Annotated in this window: 25 protein-coding genes and 1 pseudogene; 11 read left to right on the forward strand and 15 right to left on the reverse strand. The window is 40.3% G+C overall.

What is annotated here, in order from left to right; all coding sequences use genetic code 11:
• Positions 1 to 77 precede the first annotated feature (77 nt).
• From MCUP_RS08125 to MCUP_RS08150, 6 genes are all read left to right on the forward strand, one after another.
• Positions 78 to 308 carry a sulfurtransferase TusA family protein gene (locus tag MCUP_RS08125; protein ID WP_013738323.1) on the forward strand — a complete coding sequence of 77 codons (231 nt, stop codon included), beginning with the start codon at positions 78 to 80 and terminating at the stop codon, positions 306 to 308.
• Complete coding sequence (locus MCUP_RS08130) at positions 305 to 1,459, forward strand: NAD(P)/FAD-dependent oxidoreductase (RefSeq protein ID WP_013738324.1); 1,155 nt, start codon at positions 305 to 307, stop codon at positions 1,457 to 1,459. Before MCUP_RS08125 ends, MCUP_RS08130 begins: the two co-directional genes overlap by 4 nt.
• Before the next feature lie 9 nt (positions 1,460 to 1,468).
• Entirely contained in the window at positions 1,469 to 1,846 is a 378-nt protein-coding gene (locus tag MCUP_RS08135; protein WP_013738325.1) for a DsrE family protein, read from the forward strand.
• Positions 1,847 to 1,850: 4 nt separating this feature from the next.
• Positions 1,851 to 2,753, forward strand: a complete 903-nt coding sequence (locus MCUP_RS08140) for a helical membrane plugin domain-containing protein (RefSeq protein WP_013738326.1) — start codon at positions 1,851 to 1,853, stop codon at positions 2,751 to 2,753.
• Positions 2,754 to 3,129: 376 nt separating this feature from the next.
• On the forward strand, positions 3,130 to 3,951 hold the full coding sequence (locus tag MCUP_RS08145) for an ABC transporter ATP-binding protein (RefSeq protein WP_013738327.1): 822 nt from the start codon (positions 3,130 to 3,132) through the stop codon (positions 3,949 to 3,951).
• The gene (locus tag MCUP_RS08150; RefSeq protein ID WP_013738328.1) at positions 3,948 to 4,670 is read left to right on the forward strand and encodes an ABC transporter permease; all 723 of its coding nucleotides are present in this window, start codon (positions 3,948 to 3,950) and stop codon (positions 4,668 to 4,670) included. Before MCUP_RS08145 ends, MCUP_RS08150 begins: the two co-directional genes overlap by 4 nt.
• Here MCUP_RS08150 and MCUP_RS08155 read toward each other — a convergent pair.
• From MCUP_RS08155 to MCUP_RS08180, 6 genes are all read right to left on the reverse strand, one after another.
• Positions 4,667 to 5,197 (reverse strand): hypothetical protein, encoded by a 531-nt coding sequence (locus tag MCUP_RS08155; RefSeq protein WP_013738329.1) that lies wholly within the window; start codon positions 5,195 to 5,197, stop codon positions 4,667 to 4,669. The two genes, MCUP_RS08150 and MCUP_RS08155, sit on opposite strands and share 4 nt — an antisense overlap.
• A 47-nt stretch (positions 5,198 to 5,244) precedes the next feature.
• The gene (locus MCUP_RS08160; RefSeq protein WP_013738330.1) at positions 5,245 to 5,640 is read right to left on the reverse strand and encodes a hypothetical protein; all 396 of its coding nucleotides are present in this window, start codon (positions 5,638 to 5,640) and stop codon (positions 5,245 to 5,247) included.
• Positions 5,641 to 5,839: 199 nt separating this feature from the next.
• Positions 5,840 to 7,291, reverse strand: a complete 1,452-nt coding sequence (locus tag MCUP_RS08165) for a carboxypeptidase M32 (RefSeq protein ID WP_013738331.1) — start codon at positions 7,289 to 7,291, stop codon at positions 5,840 to 5,842.
• A gap of 71 nt (positions 7,292 to 7,362) precedes the next feature.
• Positions 7,363 to 8,703 carry a DUF711 family protein gene (locus tag MCUP_RS08170; RefSeq protein ID WP_013738332.1) on the reverse strand — a complete coding sequence of 447 codons (1,341 nt, stop codon included), beginning with the start codon at positions 8,701 to 8,703 and terminating at the stop codon, positions 7,363 to 7,365.
• Positions 8,704 to 8,976, reverse strand: a complete 273-nt coding sequence (locus tag MCUP_RS08175) for an ACT domain-containing protein (protein WP_013738333.1) — start codon at positions 8,974 to 8,976, stop codon at positions 8,704 to 8,706.
• Positions 8,977 to 9,031: 55 nt separating this feature from the next.
• Entirely contained in the window at positions 9,032 to 9,685 is a 654-nt protein-coding gene (locus MCUP_RS08180) for an alpha/beta hydrolase family protein (protein WP_013738334.1), read from the reverse strand.
• A gap of 9 nt (positions 9,686 to 9,694) precedes the next feature.
• Here MCUP_RS08180 and MCUP_RS08185 point away from each other — a divergent pair, with 9 nt between their 5' ends.
• A complete protein-coding gene (locus tag MCUP_RS08185; protein WP_148230928.1) occupies positions 9,695 to 10,531 on the forward strand; it encodes a DMT family transporter in 837 nt (278 codons plus the stop codon).
• A gap of 808 nt (positions 10,532 to 11,339) precedes the next feature.
• Here MCUP_RS08185 and MCUP_RS08190 read toward each other — a convergent pair.
• The 5 genes and pseudogenes from MCUP_RS08190 to MCUP_RS09910 all read right to left on the reverse strand — a co-directional run bounded on the left by MCUP_RS08190 (position 11,340) and on the right by MCUP_RS09910 (position 14,899).
• Positions 11,340 to 11,603 (reverse strand): ferredoxin family protein, encoded by a 264-nt coding sequence (locus tag MCUP_RS08190; RefSeq protein ID WP_013738336.1) that lies wholly within the window; start codon positions 11,601 to 11,603, stop codon positions 11,340 to 11,342.
• 1 nt (position 11,604) lies between these two features.
• Positions 11,605 to 12,807, reverse strand: coding sequence for an FAD-dependent oxidoreductase (locus MCUP_RS08195; protein ID WP_013738337.1), 1,203 nt, complete (start codon positions 12,805 to 12,807; stop codon positions 11,605 to 11,607).
• The gene (locus MCUP_RS08200) at positions 12,804 to 13,667 is read right to left on the reverse strand and encodes an electron transfer flavoprotein subunit alpha/FixB family protein (protein ID WP_013738338.1); all 864 of its coding nucleotides are present in this window, start codon (positions 13,665 to 13,667) and stop codon (positions 12,804 to 12,806) included. The genes MCUP_RS08195 and MCUP_RS08200 overlap by 4 nt, the downstream gene beginning before the upstream one ends.
• Positions 13,664 to 14,386 (reverse strand): adenine nucleotide alpha hydrolase family protein, encoded by a 723-nt coding sequence (locus MCUP_RS08205; protein ID WP_048057618.1) that lies wholly within the window; start codon positions 14,384 to 14,386, stop codon positions 13,664 to 13,666. The genes MCUP_RS08200 and MCUP_RS08205 overlap by 4 nt, the downstream gene beginning before the upstream one ends.
• A gap of 174 nt (positions 14,387 to 14,560) precedes the next feature.
• Positions 14,561 to 14,899 (reverse strand): annotated as a pseudogene (locus tag MCUP_RS09910) (antibiotic biosynthesis monooxygenase family protein).
• 177 nt (positions 14,900 to 15,076) lie between these two features.
• Here MCUP_RS09910 and MCUP_RS08210 point away from each other — a divergent pair.
• Positions 15,077 to 15,280 (forward strand): HAD family hydrolase, encoded by a 204-nt coding sequence (locus MCUP_RS08210; RefSeq protein WP_048057619.1) that lies wholly within the window; start codon positions 15,077 to 15,079, stop codon positions 15,278 to 15,280.
• A gap of 73 nt (positions 15,281 to 15,353) precedes the next feature.
• Here the strand turns inward: MCUP_RS08210 and MCUP_RS08215 are convergent, their stop codons facing one another.
• Together MCUP_RS08215 and MCUP_RS08220 are read right to left on the reverse strand one after the other, a co-directional pair.
• Positions 15,354 to 15,770, reverse strand: coding sequence for a type II toxin-antitoxin system VapC family toxin (locus MCUP_RS08215; protein WP_013738341.1), 417 nt, complete (start codon positions 15,768 to 15,770; stop codon positions 15,354 to 15,356).
• Between the two features lie 6 nt (positions 15,771 to 15,776).
• Positions 15,777 to 16,019, reverse strand: a complete 243-nt coding sequence (locus MCUP_RS08220; protein WP_013738342.1) for a hypothetical protein — start codon at positions 16,017 to 16,019, stop codon at positions 15,777 to 15,779.
• A gap of 378 nt (positions 16,020 to 16,397) precedes the next feature.
• Here MCUP_RS08220 and MCUP_RS08225 point away from each other — a divergent pair, with 378 nt between their 5' ends.
• On the forward strand, positions 16,398 to 16,667 hold the full coding sequence (locus MCUP_RS08225) for a hypothetical protein (protein ID WP_048057620.1): 270 nt from the start codon (positions 16,398 to 16,400) through the stop codon (positions 16,665 to 16,667).
• 34 nt (positions 16,668 to 16,701) lie between these two features.
• On the opposite strand, the gene MCUP_RS08230 is transcribed toward MCUP_RS08225, so the two are convergent.
• Positions 16,702 to 17,205: a type 2 periplasmic-binding domain-containing protein gene (locus MCUP_RS08230; RefSeq protein WP_013738344.1), complete on the reverse strand. Its 504-nt coding sequence runs from the start codon at positions 17,203 to 17,205 to the stop codon at positions 16,702 to 16,704.
• 161 nt (positions 17,206 to 17,366) lie between these two features.
• On the opposite strand from MCUP_RS08230, the gene MCUP_RS08235 reads away from it, so the two are divergent.
• Both MCUP_RS08235 and MCUP_RS08240 read left to right on the forward strand, forming a co-directional pair.
• Complete coding sequence (locus MCUP_RS08235; RefSeq protein WP_013738345.1) at positions 17,367 to 17,645, forward strand: DUF5658 family protein; 279 nt, start codon at positions 17,367 to 17,369, stop codon at positions 17,643 to 17,645.
• A gap of 243 nt (positions 17,646 to 17,888) precedes the next feature.
• The gene (locus tag MCUP_RS08240; protein WP_052296644.1) at positions 17,889 to 18,431 is read left to right on the forward strand and encodes a DUF1404 domain-containing protein; all 543 of its coding nucleotides are present in this window, start codon (positions 17,889 to 17,891) and stop codon (positions 18,429 to 18,431) included.
• Here MCUP_RS08240 and MCUP_RS08245 read toward each other — a convergent pair.
• Entirely contained in the window at positions 18,428 to 18,967 is a 540-nt protein-coding gene (locus MCUP_RS08245) for a DUF1404 family protein (protein WP_013738347.1), read from the reverse strand. The genes MCUP_RS08240 and MCUP_RS08245 overlap by 4 nt on opposite strands.
• Positions 18,968 to 18,971 lie beyond the last annotated feature (4 nt).

Genomic DNA, 18,971 nt, shown 5'->3' on the forward strand with positions numbered 1-18,971 from the left:
TTTGTATTGAATAAACCATAATAAACACTTTTAAATAAAAGTTTATAAGCTAGGCTAAGATGTATATAATGATAAAAATGTCCTTAAAGATATATAAAAAGTTAGATCTTACCGGGCAATCGTGTGCTGGACCCCTCGGAGAACTGTCAGGAGTTCTAGAGGAGATAAGTCCAGGAGAAGCGGTTGAGGCTATATTGGGAGATGAGGCGACGAAGAAAGACGTTGTGGCTTTCGTAACGAAGAAAGGGTATAAGGTTGTCTCGGAGAGTCAAAAGGATGGTAAGTTCGTGGTGGTGATATCCAAATGAAGAGAGTAATAGTTGTAGGCGGTGGTATAGCAGGGACTATAGTTGCTAATAGGATTGCAAGGATGATGCCTGAGGAGATGGAAAAGGGAGAGGCCGAGGTAGTAGTATTAGATAAGAATGAAAAACATACGTATCAACCAGGACAAGCTCTGGTACCTTTCAACGTTCAAGATCCAGTTGAACTAGTAAGGAACGAGAGGGAGCTATTGGATCATAAGATCAAGTTCCTACATGGACAGAAAGGTGAAGTAACTAAAATAGATCCGGCAAATCACTCAGTCGTTACTGCCGACGGGATTTCTCATCATTATGATTTCTTAGTTATTGCGACGGGTTCCCACTTACGATGGGATGAAGTTCCAGGTTATCACGACGCTGTTTACTCGCCCTGGGATTTCGAGAGTGCGTTGAAGCTGAGGGAGGCCTTAGATCAGTTCTCAGGTGGCACAGTGGTGATAAACGTTGCTAAACTACCCCATAAGTGCCCTGTAGCCCCAATGGAGATAACCTTGATGTTAGACGACTACCTTAAGAGGAGAGGTATAAGGGACAAGACAGAGATCGTTTATACATATCCTGTGCCTGGAATATTCGGTATTAAAACCACTAACGACGTTATGATAAAGATATTCCAGGAGAGAGGTATTAAGATAATATCACCGTTTAATGTAACTAACGTGAACGCTAAGGAAAAGATCATGGAGTCTCAAGAAGGCGAGAAGATAAAGTTCGACCTAGCTATAGGCGTACCGCCTCACACTGGAGCTAAAGTAATTGGCGACTCAGGTATAGGAGACAAAAGGAATTGGGTACCTACTGATAAATTCACGCTGAGAATGAAGGATCACTCTAACGTTTTCGTGATAGGTGACACGACAGATATACCGATTTCTAAGGCCGGATCCACTGCTGACTTTGAATCGTACATCATAGCTAACAACGTAACTAACGAGATAAGGGGAAACGGTCTTAAGAAAACCTATGACGGCTCTGTGTTCTGCTACATAGCGACCGGTTTGGACTCAGGAACTTACATCAGGTTCAACTACGCCGCACCGCCAGTTCCTCCACCACCGTCGTACGTCCACTGGTGGGGTAAACTAATGTATAACAAAATGTACTGGACTGTAACAGCTAAGGCAATAGTATAGGGATGACTCATGAAACTAGGAATTATTTTGGGGTCTAATGAACTGGATAGAGTAGCTTACGCTGGGATGCACGCTTTAATAGCGGCCTCGCTTGATAATGAAGTCGTAATTTTTGCCACAATGGATGGAGTTAAGGCTTTCCTTAAAGATCCTGAGTTGAAAGTTAGCGGAGAAACGTCAAAGGTGATAAAGGAACAAGGGGAGAACGTTTTCGAACATTTCAAGAAGGCTAAGAAGTCCGGAAAACTGAAGATCTTAGCCTGTTCATACGCAAGTAAGATCCACGGCCTGGATAAGGACAAGTACAGTGATCTCGTAGATGACATAGTCGGTATAACGTCGTTTTCCCTTGAAGTTGAAGGAAGCCAAATAATAACAGTATGGTGAGAGATTGACAGTTGAATTAAATCTAGATAAGATATTTACTAAATTAGATGAGAAGAAATTAGACGAACTAGCGAACCTTGTGGACCACCTCTCCACTTTGAACGAAGTGCTAGAAAAGGTAGCTCGGCTGAAAGAGAGCGGTGCACTAGATGTTTTGATAAACTTCAGTTATGGAGCTAAATCGTTAAGGGATGCCCTTAACGATGACGCGATTCAAAGTATAGCTGATATGCTATCAGGTCTAACGTTACTTGCTGGAAATATGAAAGGGAAGCAAAGCGACATAGAGCAGGTTCTAGATAACTTGGATGGGTTAAGGGACCTATTACTTCGTCTAAAGGCACTTAGAGACAGTGGAACGTTAGACGTATTAGTGAACATGTCCTACGCTCTCAAGTCACTTAGAGATGCTCTGAACGACGACGCGATAACTAACCTAGGTAGCACCTTGAGTAACTTGATGGAAATACTCAGCTCAATGAACCCTAAGTCCACTGACGGACTCAAGGAGATCATAGCTAAAGCTCCTGAGTTGAATGAAATATTGAACAGGTTGACGGAGCTTAAGAACAGTGGAACGTTAGACGTATTAGTGAACATGTCCTACGCTCTCAAGTCACTTAGAGATGCTCTGAACGACGACGCGATAACTAACCTAGCTACAACCCTTTCGTTAGTCTTAGAGTTCTTACCTAAAGGTTTAGAGTTCCTTAATAAGATCATGAGTCCTCCCTTGAGCTCCTTACTAGAAGTTTGGTCTGGAGAAGAAGTTAAGAAAATTATGTCAAATCCAGAGAATATAACACTTGGTAAATTAATAAGCTCGATGAAAGACCCGGACGTCCAAAGGGGTCTCGGGGTTATGATAGCTGCACTGAAAGTAATAGGAAAGAATTACAAACCATAATTTTTTACTTATAAAAATAAAGTCCCTTAAAATAGAGGACGCATTTCTTCCCTTGTTCCCTCAAAATTTAGAGGGGTGGCTAGCCTAGGTAATACGCAGGCTAACAATTTGCAATTTTCTTCTCCTGAAGTTATACTGCACTCATACAATCCGTAATTTGTTGGACAAGTGGATGTTTGTTTTATAGTGAAATAGGTTTTCATTAGTATGTTTAAGCAATTTAAGTATTTAAATATATGTGTTCTAATTTGATTAATTCTCCCCAACATAGTGAGCTAATTTTTATTTCGTCAGGATGAAGATCCCTGTCGACTATTTTTTACCTTTTAGCGAGAAGTTAAATTGATTATTTAACCTCATGTTACAAGTGGTTCTTATGATAGATGTTAATGGTCTGTCTAAGGTTTACAAAGACGGAACGGTAGCATTAGACTCTGTGTCTTTTAGCTCCTCAGCCAAGGTTCTCTCAGTCCTTGGTAGAAACGGAGCTGGTAAGACCACGATGATGAGAATACTCTCTACTCAGTTACTTCCTTCGTCTGGAAGCGCTAGGATATTAGGTATAGATGTGGTCAAGGAGGCTAAGAAACTTCGATCTCTCATAGTTTCTATTCCTCAGGAGGCTAAGCCGATAGGTTTCGCTAGCCCCCTTGAGCACATAACCATGTTTTTGACAGCGAGGGGTATGTCCATATCCACGTCCCTAGAGGAGGCCAGAAGAGCACTTAAAGAGATAGGCCTATGGGAAGTTAGAGATAAGCCTTGTGATGACCTTTCAGGTGGAATGAAAAGGAAGGTGTTCGTGGCTATGGCCTTAGCCTCTAATGCGGAAATAATATTCCTAGATGAACCTACAACAGGTTTAGATCCCATTTCAAGGTTAGAGGTTTGGTCAATAATAAGGAATATCTCTTCTAGAGTTATATTAACTACTCATTACATGGAGGAAGCAGAGGAGCTCTCTGACGATATTGTAATGTTAGGTAAGGGAAGAGTTATAGCGAAAGGCAGTAAGGAGGATCTCCTGGCTCCCCTAAAGGGAAAAGTTAGAGTTGAAGGGGTGGGAGAGAAGATAATAGGAAAGACTCAAATTTCCTATCTGGACGAAAATAGGGCGAAGGAAGTCATAGGAAAAGCCATTATTAAACCGGTTTCCCTTGAGGACTTGTTCATACTTTATGGAGAGGTTGGAAATTGAACCTTAAGTTCGTATTAACCTTCGCCTGGTTTTACGGCTACTCCTTTTTGAAAAGAGGATTCACTTACGTTTTTAGCTATTTGATAACCCCGCTATCGATACTCTTCCTGGTCTACGTACTCTCTAGGGGATTACTTCTCCCTTACGCGGTCGTAGGAGGTTTGATCTCCGTTATAGTAACTAACTCAATCATTAGTTTGTCGGACGTCGTCATGCTAAGAAAGGAGATGAAATTACATGACATGCTTGTTGCCACTAAGATAGGTCCCCTTGAGTACATGCTAGGTTTGGCTAGTGCAAACCTCATCTTCTCATCAGTTGGAGTCGTCGCTTACTTAGCTCTAGGTCTGTGGTTACATATACTAAGTCCTGTTACGGCTTTCCTTAGCTTGATGGTGTCGATTTATCTTAACTACTCAATGACGGGGTTAGGATTCATCATAGGGACTCTAATACCATACACGAGGCACTCTTGGGCTGTATCAGGGGTTTTAGGAACGATCCTAACGATATTGCCACCAATATATTACCCCTTTACCGAGCTTCAAGGTTCAGTGAAGTACCTCTCCTTGATTATCCCATCTACCCCAGCCTCAATAGTTGAACAAGGGTTGACTGGACTCTCCCCTTTCTATTTGCTCTCTGTTGTTCTATTTTTAGTAGAATGTCCCTTCTTTCTATTTCTAGCAATAAAGCTAGCCAAGTGGAGGGAGAACTAATTAAATTTTGTCTTAACTTTGATATTAACCCTATAACCTCTCCCCTCCTTCGACACTTTGTACTGCAGTTGATAGCCGTTGCACTCCCTTGTGACTTCCATGTTGTTTTCATCTATGACGTTGTATGAGGGATCCCCACAGCCGTTAGTTAAAGAGCTCAATCTCTGCTCTATCTCCTCGTTATTGTTGGCGTAAAACTCCATTTCCGCTCCATCAGGGGTAACAACTGAGATCGCAGTTCTACCTGATACGACGTACGACACTAACGCGCTAACTGCTATCCCCACAATTGAAAATATTATTGAAAGGATCGGTAGGAGGTTACCTAAGAGGGGAACAGTAAGAACTTTGAAAGCTAGGTAGACATACAGAGAGGAAGCGATAAGTGAGGCAATAAAAGAAGATGCAATGGCGCTGTCCCTTCTCCTCTCCGAGAAGCCCGTAACAGCACCTACTATCACTCCGTCAATAATAGGCACCCACCATATAGCTAAAGCTAAAGGTATTGAGTACTTTAGTGATTTCATATTATAACTGTCCTAGAAGTAAGTTATAACTTATTAATACAAAAAAGTTACGTTGATATACCCACTATGTTATCAAGCTCCTTGAGCAATTTGTCTTCAACGTGAGAGTTCCATAGCATCTCTGGTACGTCCACAACTAAGAACAGCTCTGATAGCAAAATGACTTCCACTGCGGTTACCGCCAAATTCTGTAACCATTTGCCTACTCCTGCTGTCACCTTTATCCCCTCCTGGTTCTTTTCAAAAGTGAAAGTTAACGCTCTGTCTGCGGCTATCACATCTCTTAATATACCTCCCTTTTGTGCTTGAATTACTGCCTTATCCCCTTCAACTTTAGATTGAACTTTCCATCCGTCCATCTGAAGGTATTGTACGAATTTGTTTACAATCTCCTGTAAATCACCATTTACTTTATACATTTTTTCCTTCTTAAAGAGTCCCATATAACATTAACTACATGTTGGTTTAAAAACTTTTTCCAAAGTCATATTATTTACGTAAAGATTCTAAAATCAATTTTATAGTAAGTATATAAAACTTTCTAGATAGAGGAAAATATTCGCTCAGAGAAAGATAGTGTGTTACAATGAAATATGGAGCTCGTAGAAGCTCTCGTTAATAAATTGATGAAGTTCTGTGGTCTTAAAAGGTTAAGTACTTCTTTTCAATGTAATCTAATAGTCTCTTGGGATCGTAAACCTCCCCGAATGCCTTAGTTAGAAGAATCTTAGGAGGATAAACTGCACCGAACTTACATATTCTGTCCGCCAGGAAAGATCTGATCGATTTAAAGTCTTTAGACTTAATCCTTAGCGGTAGATCACTTATAAACCCTGCTATAGTAGCCGCTAAAATGTTTCCAAGGGTGTAAGTCGGAAAGTATCCGAAACTGCCCTGGGACCAATGTATGTCCTGTAGCACCCCCTCGCTGACGTTTTTAGGCCTCAATCCAAGGTATTTATCCATAAAATCGTCCCATATTGAAGGGAGATCGCTCACGGATATCTTTCCAGAGATCAGGTCCTTCTCTATCTCATATCTTAGAGCAACATGAAAATTATATGTAACTTCATCAGCGTCCACTCTTATCAGGCCTGGGCTTACTAAGTTGAAGTACCTGTATAGGGACTCTTCATCTTCAGTAATGTTTAGTTTAGATTTAATCATTGGATAAATTAGCTTAGTGAACTCTCTACTCCTCCCCACGATGTTCTCCCAAAATCTAGATTGGGACTCGTGAATTCCCGTTGAAGCTCCCGTAGCAACTGGAGTCATCTCATATGAAGGGTCTATCATAAGCTCGTACATAGCGTGTCCAGACTCATGTACAACTGAAAAAATGGTGCTTCTGAAGTCTATACCCTCATATCGCGTGGTTATTCGGACGTCTTTTGAAGATATCCTTATTGTGAAAGGATGTGCAGAAACGTCCATCCTAAATGAAGTTGATGGCATTTCAAGCAACTTCAATATCTCACGGTTTACATCCTCCATAACGCCCCTTTCGTAAGGTAGTTTAGTTAAAGGGTGAGGAGATGTGAAGTACCCCTCTGAGCTTATCTTATCTAAGTCCCTCTTAAGTCCCGGAAGGAGAGATGAAAAAATGTTATCCAAGTCCTTTACTGTAATACCCTCCTCATAAAGGTCAACTAACGCGTTGTACGGATGCCCTTCATACCCTAACCTCTCAGCTATCTGTCTCTCAAGTTCTACAACTTTCTCTAAGTAAGGCTTGAACGAGGCGAAGTCTCCCCTCCTCTTTGATTCTCGCCACACTACTGCACTTTGGGAAGTAAGTCTTTCTAACTCTTCTGTGATCTCCTTTGGAACCGCAGTGTAATACCTTATTGATCTCTTGAGTAGTCTGAGTACTCCCCTTCCTAAATCGTCCAGGTCCTCCTCCCTTATAGAGTTAACTTCTTCCTTGAGATTCATAATCAGGTCTCTGACCAGAGTCGAAAGTTGGGCATAGGCCTCTCCTCTAAGCGTTGCGTCATCTTCAGGCATGTAAGTCTCAATGTCCCAAGCTAGAAGGGATTGAGAGTAGTTAAGCGCCCAAACTTTCTTGTATCTTTGAAGAATGTCTTGCAACATGATATTGAGGTGGGGCCCTGAGATAATAAGGGTTTTTTGTATGAAAGAGGTAAAGGTTTGCATAACTTAGATTAGCCGTACTCTAATCTCTTTATTGGTGTGGGTATAAAGCCGGACCTTGAAACGAAGTCAGTAACTTCGCCTTGCTTTAATTTCGCTATAACTACCTTGCCTAAAATCCCTCCTAAATCGACCTCATCCCCTGGATTCCCATCCAAAGGAATGATCCTAACCCCCAATATCTTTCCCAGGATTAAGCCTATGGATAGTACGTCTAGGATCAGAGCAGTAACCTTGTCTTTGGGCTCCTTTTTGCTTACACCAACCATGTCTATACCGCTGTTGCACACAACTGACATGGCCACCAAGTCGTTAATCTCCAAGTAACCTTGTTTCATCCTTGTCGCCATGATCGAGTCTTCACTTACGGGAATGAAGGCGCTACTTAGACCACCGACTAGATTGGTCGCCATTGAACCGCCTTTCTTTACCGCGTCCATCAATAGGGCTAAGGCGGTAATGGAACCGTGACTTCCCACCTTTAACACCCCCATACTCTCAATTATCTCAGCCACACTGTCACCCACTGTGGGTGAGGGAGCCAACGATAGGTCTACCGAGCCCATAGGAACTCCAAGCTCCTCAGAAACTGTGCGACCAACTAACTCTCCTAACCTGGTAACCTTGAACGATGCCTTCTTAACTAACTCATAAAGCTCTTGAAAGCTTGAAGGTTTGGCTCTCCTTATTACACCAGTTATCACACCGGGACCGCTAACTGCTATGTTGATCAAAGAGTTTGGAACTCCTCTTCCATGATGGGCTGAGGGAACGAACGGGGAATCCTGTGGAGAGTTGGCCATAATGGCCACCCTAGCTGAGGCGTTAGGGGTCATATTCATAATTTGATCCGTAAACAGCTTCACCGCGTCGATGTTAAGCCCCTCTTGGGTGGAGGCTGCGTTTAACATTCCTGAAAGTCTAGATGTGGAGTTGAAAGTCTTCGAGAAGCTTTCGAGTAAAACGTACGTTCCTCTACTTAACCCACGATCCGCATAGCCTGAGAAACCACCTATGTAATCTATCCCAGATCTTAACGCTAGATCGTCCATTATTCCCCCCAATTTTATGGCGTGATTGACGTCTGGATAAGCCTCAAGGAAATATTGAACCGGAGAAACGGAAACTCTCTTAGTTACTATTCTTACGCCTAACTTATCTTGAACGTAATCAACTACCTCCGAGAAACGCGAGAAGATCCCGTCTAATGAAAGCAGTTTAGAGTAGGCTCTGTCCGGGTTATCAGATAACGCGAACAGCGTGTTTACGCTTAACGTTACAGATCTGATGTCCAGGTCCTCATGTGTAAGCATGTTAATGACTTCTGTTATCTCCTCTGCCGTATACTTCATTTATATCCTCTCCATGTACTTAAATACTTCCCCATGAAACACAAGAACCTCAACTCCTAACTCCTTTCCCCTCTTTTGTAACTCCCCGCGCAGCTTTCCTATTGAAACGTTTGACGTGTCTAGATCCACTACCATGATCATGGCGAACACTCCTCTTAGCACGGTTTGAGAGATGTCGACTATGTTCACGTTATTCTCAGCTAATTTTGAAGATATTCCAGCTACTATACCAGGCTTATCAGCCCCTACAACCACTACCACTGCAGATTCCATAATCACGAAACCGAGTCACAGATATTTATAAACGGTTATATTTTTTCATCTGGTGTTACCGTTCATTGAGTCTTTTCACCCACTCAAGAACTATCCTTTCAATTTTATTATATAAATGCTTAGGAGGGGAATGTCTCATCTCTAGAACAACTAAGTCACATCTGTTTCCACTTTCCTTTACCTTTTCGCACAAAACTTCCGAGTGGATCTTTGGTACCACCTCGTCTTTTTCACCGTGGATTAAAAGCACGTTTCTCAGATCCTTAGCGTAAGTTATGGGTGAGGTCTCTATTAATCTCTCATTCGGAAACGTAGAGAGATACTTGTAGAGCTTTCCTTGCTCACTCTCCGTTGGAAACTTAGATAAATGTTCCAACTGAAGTAGCCTATCTGTAGGAGCCGAGACAGCTATAACAGGTAATCCTTTCTTGGCTCCGGCCAAAAGAGCTACAGTACCTCCCCTAGAGTGACCAGCTATCAAATCGAATTCCTTACTTAGTACGATCCTCAAGCCTTCCTCTACGTCGTAATCAAAGTCTGGCGTATCGACCTGCCCAAAAGTCCTAAGTGGATTAGATAGCCACTCCACCTTGTGAGGAGATGATCCTTTCCCGTGAAGCACTATAGATTTCATGAAAGGAAATCTAGAGAACTCACTTATATTATCTAAGATCGCCAGGGAGGAGAGATTTTTAAGCACGTTATCCATATCATCGTTGTGTTATCTAAGCAATATATCGGTTTAATTATGTTGATAGTCTTTTGGGGATCGGCTTTCCCAATAATCAAGCTTACCTTGATTTTCATGTCACCCCTTGTAATCGCCTTAATTAGGGTTGTGGTAGGGGGTACCATTTTATACCTTTACGTTAGGAAGTTAGAGTATGGAGTTAAGGAGTCTATCTCTGCCTTACTTAACATAGGGATTTTCTTGATCCTCCTAAATCTAGGGATTCAATACGCTTCCAACCCTGGGCTAGCTTCAACCTTAATTTACACTCAACCAGTCTTTGTTCTGGTCCTATCAAGTTTAATCCTAAAGGAGAAATTGAATGCGTTACAAGTTCTCGGAACATTAGTAGCTTTTCTAGGAGTCCTGAGCACGGTAGGAATCACAGGGTTCAACATAGGTAGTTTGATAGCCCTATTGGGAGGTTTCATATGGGCTTTAGGCACACTCTACTATCGTATATACTTAAGGGAGAAAGACGTGTTGGCGTTAAACTCTTACATGTCACTTTTCTCTACATTGTTTATTTTGCCTATTTCCTTAACGGATTTCAGGATAGATCCTAGCATTGAGGGGATTGGACTAGCTCTCCTAGTTTCCATCACGTCTCAAGCCTTAGGGTTCATCCTGTGGTTTAATGCGGTTAAGTCTATAGGGCCTATAAAGGCTAGCACGTTCGTGTTACTGGTTCCTGTGTCTTCATACTTTTTCTCGTACTTGATCTTGAACGAAGTTCCAACCATATCTGAAGTGGTAGGATCTGCAGTGACTCTACTTGGTGTGTTCTTAACTTTCTTACCGGGAGTGTTAATTAAGAAGGCATAAAGAGAATTCGTTATCTCCTTAAGATTACTGTTTAAAAACGATCTATGAAACTCCACACCTTTTCCTGGTTACCTAAAGAAGTTATCAATATGCGGACTTAATACACTAGCTATCTCAGATTACTTATCCAGCCGCTACTTCTAGGTCGTTATTCTGCGGGTGAACGTTAACACAACTTTGAAGCCATCTTAAAACATCTGTAGTAAAGTTGATTAACAAGGTCAGGTAGTCACATGTAGCAAAACTAACCCTTATACTTGTGATCGTCAAAGATCAAATGGAGAGCGACTCGGCTTCTACATTTTAGGTCCTTTAACCAGAGTTGTGACCAGTTTCCTGATCTCAAACAAAGTATGAGTGCTTAAATTAGTTAACACTCCTCTTGATTACCAGGACTAAAAGTCAGGCCTATCTATCCATCAGTAAGGGTTTCAATATAGAGATGTTAAATATTAGTAAAAATGAAAATAATTTAGTATTTAACCAAAGTCCTCCAGATACAGGGATGAGGACTCAGAAGGGAATTTAAAGTCCTAATTGCAAATGCAGGACTAAGAATGTGTAGCGATGAGTTTCCCGTAAACATAGGTGAGCCTTAAAGGTGGCTAACAGCCACAAGAACTTGATGTTATACTTAGTTCAGAATCTTGATGAGACCGTTCTATTTTCAATTTTAACGATGGATATTCTGCACTTTTCAAATATCTTTTAAGAGTTTATAATCATCTAGTGCATTAAGTCCTTTAGACTTATTGAAAATATTCAAAGCTATAGTTAACTTTACAAAATGGTTACTGGAAAATGTAGATTACCCGTATCTGAAGCTTACTCCACCCTCTGGGAACTTGAAACTTATCGCATCAAACGGACAGGCCACTAGTGCAGCTCCACACTCAAGACATCTCTCATAGTGTACTTCTATCACATCCCCAGATCGTTCGTAAGTGCCGGCTGGACACACTTTTATACAAGGCTTCTCCTTGCATGTTCTACATATGTCCAGGTTTACCTTTATGTGAGATTCTCTATCGACCCTGTATTTGTTTAATGATAACCTCTTAAGTAGATCCACGTTATAGCACCTCCATTAAATCTTTCACCGTTTCCGTTAGGGTTAGATCCCTTTTTTTGATCTCCTCAATTAAAACGTTAAGTAATCTCTGTCTATTTCCTGAAACTGTGAACATCCTTGATAAAACGCTGCAAAGGATTTCAGGATATGCATTGAATAGCCTTTCGTTGTTCATTAGACTAAACGCCCTTCTTGCAATAATCATGTCTTTCATTACGAAGGAGTCGTTAAGCATTTCCTCATATACCTGAGTTTTAGTCGGATCTCCCTGATCTAAAATCTTCTTAGCGGCCCTACCTGCTATCATTCCGGAGCCTATGGCCAAGTCCATCCCTCTTATTACGAAACCGTCATTTATCAATAGGCCTGCAGCATCTCCCGTTATCAAGAGGTTAGGCGCGTAAACTGGAGGGAGTTTATCGTATCCATAGTATGGAATAAGGTGAGCTGAGTATTCAAGTATGTCACCCTCTATCCCTAGCTTCTCTCTCACTAGCTCAACTAGATCTCTAGCTAACACTCTTTCACTTTGTAAAGAGTTAACCTTTACTGTCGCCCCCAATGATATGGTGTCTTTATTTACATAACTGAACGCCCCGCCTAGTAACCCATCAACGAATCCTACTAGGACCTTAGCCTCTCCTTCGTCAGATATAACGTCAGGTTTTATCACCTCCTTTACCCCTAGCATAAGCGAATCGGGCGACAGGTTTCTTAGCCCTAGATACCTCGAAACTCCTGCAGTAACGCCATCAGCCTCTATAACTATCTTAGCCCTCAGGTCACCTCGATTCGTCCTTAGTGTTATCCCGTTATCTCTCATTGCTCCACTCACTAGGGTCTCGTACGAGATAATTACCCCCTCTTCCTCAGCCTTCTTCGCCAACCATGGATCAAACTTAGCCCTTAGAACAGAGTAGCTATTCCTGGACTCTGGATCACTGAAGGAGAACGTTACTCTCCTAGTTCCGCATGATATCACGTACGTTTCCTTTGTAATAGGTTTCTCAAACGGGGCATCTTCAATATTTACCAGCTCCTTAAGCGCGTGAACGTACATCCTCCCTCCACTAACGTTCTTAGCTCCTGAATACTCTCCTCTCTCGAGAACTAGAGTGGACAGCCCCTCTCTGTTAGCCTGTATAGCGGCAGATAGTCCAGCTAGACCCCCTCCAACCACTATAACGTCTGCGTCATAACTCATTTTGACAGCCTCTTAGTCATAATCTTACAGAACTCTATCGCATCCCCTACAACGAGATAATCACAATTCTCAGATATTGGAGCGTTCTTGTCCTTATTTACCGCAACTATTATCTTGGAATCCCTTATTCCCGCTATGTGCTGGGGTTGGCCTGAAATTCCTAGAGCTAGGTAAAGTTGAGGTTTAACCTTATTTCCAGATAAACCAATTTGTCTATCCTCAGGCAGCCAACCCATCTCCGCAGTAACGGGCCTACTTCCTCCTACAGCTCCTTTTAAGACTGATGCGAGCTCCTCAGCGTACTTAACGTTTTCCTTTGAACCCATACCTCTGCCAACCGAGACGATAATTTTCGCCTTATCTAGACTAACCGTCTGCTGAACTGCTTTCCTTTCCTTAAGTATAACGTTAGAATTGGTAAGAGTGACTTTTTCTATCAGAGTGTTAAACGTCTTTGGCTCAAGAGTGTTCTTTTGAATAGTTATTACGGAAGGTAACTTTAACCTTATAGTTGCTATTCCAACTCCGCTGTAAACCGGTCTCTTCACTATAAGGCCATCGTTGTCCAATCTAACGTCGAAAACGTCTGAGGCAACTGAACTTTTCATCTTGCCAGCGAGCGAGAAGGCGAACGTTTTATCTCTCTTTGTTCCTCCCGCTATCACTAGGTTAGGGTTTATCTTAAAAGCTACATCCACAAGGGAGAGCTCCCAGAACCCATCTAATTTAGGCAGATAAAGCTTCTTCACGTATGAACTCTCCGAAGGGTGAATCCCCTCTACGTCATCAGATAGCTTTTGGGCTAGAGCTGAAGCTGAGCGGAAGTACTCAGGATCCTCAGACACGACTAATATCTTCATAATACACCGTCTCCCTTAAGGTAGTTTATCAATTGATCTATAGCTTGTTCCATAGGTTTCTCAATTACTATCCTCTTCCTTGAAACCGAATAGGGCGTCAACTCAATAATCTCAGATAAAGGCCTAGCAGAGGTGTTCACTTGTGTCACAGGTTTCTTCGCTGATTCCATAATCTGCTTGACTGAGGGGGTCCTAGGAGTGTTTATTTCACCCGTAACCGATATGACAACTGGAAGAGGAGCCTCCACAATCTCTACGTCTCCAACACTTCTTTCAGCCGTTATCTTATCCCCATTAATCGAGATTGATCTAACGTATGAGATTGCATTAAATCCTAACTGTTGCGCCAAGTAGAGAGGTAAGGCCGAAGTACTACTGTCAGTGGTTGTCTCAGCAGTTATTACGAGATTTGGTGACCTGTTCTTTATGGCCTCAGCAATCGCCTCTGCGGTGGCCGGAACGTCTAAGTAACCTGAATTAACTGCAATTACTTCATCTAGTCCCATGGATAGTGCGTCCCTTATGCTTTTTCTGTCCGTGTTCCCGACTGTTATACCTATAGCCTTCCATCCCGTTTTCTCCTTCACCCTCACGGCCTCCTCTATTGCGTTCTTATCATAAGTGCTCACCTTCAGCTGTACATTGGTATCAATTTTGCCTCCCACAACCCTTATTGAGGTGTCATCTGGGACTACTTTAAAACATGCAACTACTGACATTACCATAATATTAGTAGAGATACATAAATTAGTATCTCCAAATTTTAACTACTTAATAGTTATTTAGTAGTCTAAAGAACGCAATGATGAATATGTAAAGGTCAAAATCGTAGGTTCTCACATCTTAAAGCTACTCAACTAGAATGAGGCCTTTTCTCTGTTTGGATAAGGTTTTTAACGTCGTATTAAGTTTCTTTGAAAAATATTATAAAATATTATTTTTCCTTTTTCATTTATTTCTTTTAGTATTTTGTGTCTAGGCATTCCTTCTAGTATTGTTTTCCATACTCAGTTGTTTGTGTGAATTGTCTACTTAGCATAAATTTTTTGAATGTTTCTATGGATTCCCATTCTGAATACACTAAATATTCGCGGTTATCATTAACGTTTTTATAGAGTTTAGCATCGTTGAATCCCTCTACATTGTTTGAATGTTAATACTTGTGTGAAGATTTTTTCAAATTCTTCTTCATACCCCGGTTTTACTTTGTAATATAATCCTACATTTATCATTAAATAACAATTTGAAGGGCTCTGGTTAATAGATCTAACTATTTTTATCGATATAATTAGAAATATAAAAACAGAAAGTTTCTAATTTTTGACTAAATTTAATATATTAATGATATGAAGTGACTCAAGTAATTAAGATTTTGATGAAGTGATAATTATTCTCTACTTAAGGTCGAGATGTTTAAGTCAGGGCAACTAGCCTTACCTTTTGAAGTTAATTCAGTAAAGCCCAATCCTAAAATATTTGGTTTTGCTATAATGAGGGTTGGTTATCCTGCTGTGCATATCGGTGATATTTATGACTTGGACTATATTGGTGCTAAGAGGGGTTATGTGGATCCTATACTTCTTGATAGGTATGATTTTTTATCCAGAGGTTAAGGGATAGGGTTAAAAATTTAAAAGAAGCATTGAGGAAGATTGAGGAATTAAATGAATGATTAAATATTCTTCTTTATACTAAATTGTTAGGATCAATTCTCTTAATTCCTGGGATTTTATCATAAATGTGGTCAGTTGATATAATTGTTTTTTGCTTGTCATAAAGTAGGCAAGTTGCAGCGTGATATGTATCAAAGATCGATGTGAGTTTATATTGAGCCATTAATGCCAATGCTAAAAGGTCAGTCTCAATTGTAGTTGGTACCCATTCAATATTTGGTATTGTAGTTAATGCGCCTATTTTGTTTAATACGTCATTTATAGGAAGGTTCATGTTTTTTAAAACATAATATATTTCATGGATAGTTTCTCTGCTAGCTATTACATTAAGCTTGCCTTTAACGATTTTTGAAAGAACCCTTTCTGATATTTCCTTTAATCTGTCTTCAGTCTTAAGATGAGCTATCAAAATATCACTTTCAATTAACATTAAAATTCACTGTCTCCTCTTAGCTCTCTCTAAGGCGTCTTTTTCAGCCTCTTTTTCAGCTAATTCTTTCAATTCCTTTACGCTTAAATCAGTTTTAATAATATCGGCTGTTGCAGCTAATGGATCTTTAGGTACTGGTATTCCTACGAAAAACGTTTCTGTATCAATAACTATAACTGAGCTGGCATTAGCTAACTTCTTAGGTAATTTTATCCTACCTCTATCATCAACTTTAACCACATATCCCATAGTATCATATTATTTCCCACAATATAATAGTTTTTCCCCATTTGAAAAACCGTTTAATCTTCTTCTATTTAGGTAAATCTCAGTTAATGATCTCTACAATTCTTTGAAATTCATAAAAGATTTTCGTTTTTAATACGCTTTTGCACATATGATTAGCATTATTATTCCTACTAATATGCTAAACCATTTACTACTGGATTATCGTAGCTGAAATGTGCTATTGCCGTTCTTTTTCATTTTTCATTTTTCTTTACAAATATTCCTGCTTGAGTGAAAGCGTCTAAAAGCGGGTGGGATGGTCCTACATACCATCCATAATTAGAGGAATTAAGTAGTAGTAATGATATTCATAAGTTTATAGTATCCATTTCCTATACCATGGCGTGGACCAATAAAACGTACAATTCTTTAATAGCCAACATGTTCATAGAAGGTCTACAGGTTCAGGGATACACTGTAATAGCTCCGTTTACCGCTAATATCTCACCCTCGTCTATAGACCTTGGGAAACCATTACCTGGAGTTTTTATGGAATATTTCCAGCCCGTTCAAATCTCGATGTATCCGCTCTATCAGAGAGACTACCAAGTCTACATCATGGTCGTGGTCTATCAATTCGTTCAGCCAGGTACAATAGCTCAAGCTTAAAAGAAAGATTTTTATTTAATTTTCTAACAAAAATTTAAAGTATATAACTTGCTAGATTCTCGAGAGAAGACGTGTTCGGGAGACTCTCAGAGCTCCCCACATAAGATATTTGAACTAAATGAGATCCACTAACCATATAAACTATCTCCACTTGACCCAATGAGTAGACAGAGACCCACACATTATTAACCAACTGAGGAGCTACAGGAGAGACTGAGTTAAGATAATTAAGAGCGCTTTGACTTGAAGGGAAGTAAGCCTGAAATATCACAAGCGTATCTCCCTGGTTATCGCTCATGTTCGAGTATGAGATAACATCCGAGCCGAAGCTTTGCAGAAAAGGAGTTGGAGCGCTATCCGCCACACCTTTATAGGAGCTCTGAACTACCCAGTTTAAACCAGTATAATGGTCTATAACCGATAGAGATGGAACTTGAGGGATCTGAGCCGATGGATTTCCTCCCAGAAATCCTAAAGAGAGAGCACCAGCGATTAGGATTATCGCTATTACCTCTCCTACTCTAAGACCTGAGTTCAAACTTTTTCACCATTATTATATCAATTAACAAAAATAGGGTAATAAACTTTATGTTAAGATGAACATATTAGTGTACTAATATGTTTTTTAATGATTTTTTTACTATATATCACTGAAGTTAAACATATGTAACTTTTAATATTAAACTATGATGATATCTTATGATTCAAAGATTACTCGTGCCGATCTTAAGCGGGCTAGGACTCATGGATATCCTAACCACTTTTATAGGAATTGAGAACGGTTACGCCGAGCAAAACGCTTTCTTACATACTTTCCAGGGAAATCCGTTCTTGTTTGTGTTAGTAATGGCTGGTCTTAAGGTCGTGGCTATAATAGGGTCTGCCTTCCTCATAAAGAGATCAGTACTCTTACCTAGTTTAGTATTAATAGGGCTCTTCGCTTTGGCAGACATATCTAACATCCTTACCTTGATCTAATCTCTTTTTAGCAGCCATCTTTTTAGTTAGGTTATAATATGACGAACTAAGTAATCTTTGAGAAAGTAACTAATTCTATAAATACTATATATAAAAGTTTACAGCTAACTCAACTACTTTAATAAAAGTATCTATTAAAAATGAGGTGCAAAATAAATATTGCCCAACCTACTTCGCCCAGTCTTATAAATGCGTTTGCCCTTCTAATAACAACGTTTTTAACGCGTCCATATAATTTTTCATGTGAACGTTAAACTTATTATAATTTCAATCTTATTAGCAGTTTCGTTTATTAATCCTTTCGTTGAGAGGTTGGAGTTTGAATCCCCAGTTCTTTATATGTTATCGCACTACGCTTTGATTGCCTCCGGTTCCTTATTAGGATATACGTTACTAAGATCGGCTTGGTATAACCTGGTTTTAGGCATCTTACCTATAACCTTCTGGCATCTACCAGTACCTTTCTCGTTGGGAGCTTCATTTATTCAATTCAGGATTCTTTTAGAGATATCAATATTTCTAGGTGGGTTTTTGTTAGGTTCGGCTTTACACAGCGTAGCACAGTGGGTAAAGGTTACGTTATTTGCCCTCTACATGATAGGTGATACTGTGCTAAGCATCTTGTTCGTAATCGCAAGTCCCCTATATAGCAATAGAAATGGGGTCTCTCCTTATCCACCTGACTCTTTACCTCTGGCTGGGATCTCTATGATAGTCGTAATGAACTTGATATTAGCTGGTGTTATTTACATTTCCTTTAAGACCTTACTTGAAGGAAAACTCTAGGTTCTCTCTACATAAGAAACAAATATCCTCATAACAATGAAAAACGCAACTAAGTTCATGAAGAGAAACATGAACATCCCAGCATCCTTTATCTGCCACGTCTGAAAAGGTGATAGAGGATAGGAGTAATTAGGATCCCCGATCATGAAAGCTATAGATAACGACGTATCGCCTATCATCCATCCGCCTAACAGAGAGTAAGCGTACCTATCCCAGCCGAAAGATAGGGAAGAGCCAATTAGATAACCAGAGGAGAATAGAGCTAGTTCCAAGACTATCCTTAATATCTCATAGTATGCAGAGGCATCAAAAACGGTTGGCGTGTGAACTAAAACGGCTATAGCTGAACCTACGATCGTCCTTATCAATCTATGCTTCAAGCTTCTAAAAGATAGACCTAACCAAAACCCTAACGCGAAGAGGACATAGTGAGAGGCCATGAAAGCTGTAGCGTTCTCTCCGTAAACTCGCTCAAACACTGGATTTAGCAAAATAAATGTGAAAAGAAATATAAGGAAAAGTTTTACCCTTCTCATAAAC

Source organism: Metallosphaera cuprina Ar-4 (assembly GCF_000204925.1).
Lineage (GTDB): Archaea > Thermoproteota > Thermoprotei_A > Sulfolobales > Sulfolobaceae > Metallosphaera > Metallosphaera cuprina.

Bases quoted from the DNA above. Each gene is read 5' to 3' on its own strand.
- MCUP_RS08145 (WP_013738327.1), top strand. From the start codon at position 3,130: ATGATAGATGTTAATGGTCTGTCTAAGGTTTACAAAGACGGAACGGTA.
- MCUP_RS08125 (WP_013738323.1), top strand. From the start codon at position 78: ATGTCCTTAAAGATATATAAAAAGTTAGATCTTACCGGGCAATCGTGT.
- MCUP_RS08220 (WP_013738342.1), bottom strand. From the start codon at position 16,019: ATGGGATATGTGGTTAAAGTTGATGATAGAGGTAGGATAAAATTACCT.
- MCUP_RS08165 (WP_013738331.1), bottom strand. From the start codon at position 7,291: ATGTTGCAAGACATTCTTCAAAGATACAAGAAAGTTTGGGCGCTTAAC.
- MCUP_RS08215 (WP_013738341.1), bottom strand. From the start codon at position 15,770: ATGTTAATTGAAAGTGATATTTTGATAGCTCATCTTAAGACTGAAGAC.
- MCUP_RS08245 (WP_013738347.1), bottom strand. From the start codon at position 18,967: ATGAGAAGGGTAAAACTTTTCCTTATATTTCTTTTCACATTTATTTTG.
- MCUP_RS08130 (WP_013738324.1), top strand. From the start codon at position 305: ATGAAGAGAGTAATAGTTGTAGGCGGTGGTATAGCAGGGACTATAGTT.
- MCUP_RS08180 (WP_013738334.1), bottom strand. From the start codon at position 9,685: ATGGATAACGTGCTTAAAAATCTCTCCTCCCTGGCGATCTTAGATAAT.
- MCUP_RS08200 (WP_013738338.1), bottom strand. From the start codon at position 13,667: ATGAAGATATTAGTCGTGTCTGAGGATCCTGAGTACTTCCGCTCAGCT.
- MCUP_RS08170 (WP_013738332.1), bottom strand. From the start codon at position 8,703: ATGAAGTATACGGCAGAGGAGATAACAGAAGTCATTAACATGCTTACA.
- MCUP_RS08135 (WP_013738325.1), top strand. From the start codon at position 1,469: ATGAAACTAGGAATTATTTTGGGGTCTAATGAACTGGATAGAGTAGCT.
- MCUP_RS08160 (WP_013738330.1), bottom strand. From the start codon at position 5,640: ATGGGACTCTTTAAGAAGGAAAAAATGTATAAAGTAAATGGTGATTTA.
- MCUP_RS08195 (WP_013738337.1), bottom strand. From the start codon at position 12,807: ATGAGTTATGACGCAGACGTTATAGTGGTTGGAGGGGGTCTAGCTGGA.
- MCUP_RS08205 (WP_048057618.1), bottom strand. From the start codon at position 14,386: ATGTCAGTAGTTGCATGTTTTAAAGTAGTCCCAGATGACACCTCAATA.
- MCUP_RS08210 (WP_048057619.1), top strand. From the start codon at position 15,077: ATGTTTAAGTCAGGGCAACTAGCCTTACCTTTTGAAGTTAATTCAGTA.
- MCUP_RS08175 (WP_013738333.1), bottom strand. From the start codon at position 8,976: ATGGAATCTGCAGTGGTAGTGGTTGTAGGGGCTGATAAGCCTGGTATA.
- MCUP_RS08225 (WP_048057620.1), top strand. From the start codon at position 16,398: ATGGCGTGGACCAATAAAACGTACAATTCTTTAATAGCCAACATGTTC.
- MCUP_RS08235 (WP_013738345.1), top strand. From the start codon at position 17,367: ATGATTCAAAGATTACTCGTGCCGATCTTAAGCGGGCTAGGACTCATG.
- MCUP_RS08155 (WP_013738329.1), bottom strand. From the start codon at position 5,197: ATGAAATCACTAAAGTACTCAATACCTTTAGCTTTAGCTATATGGTGG.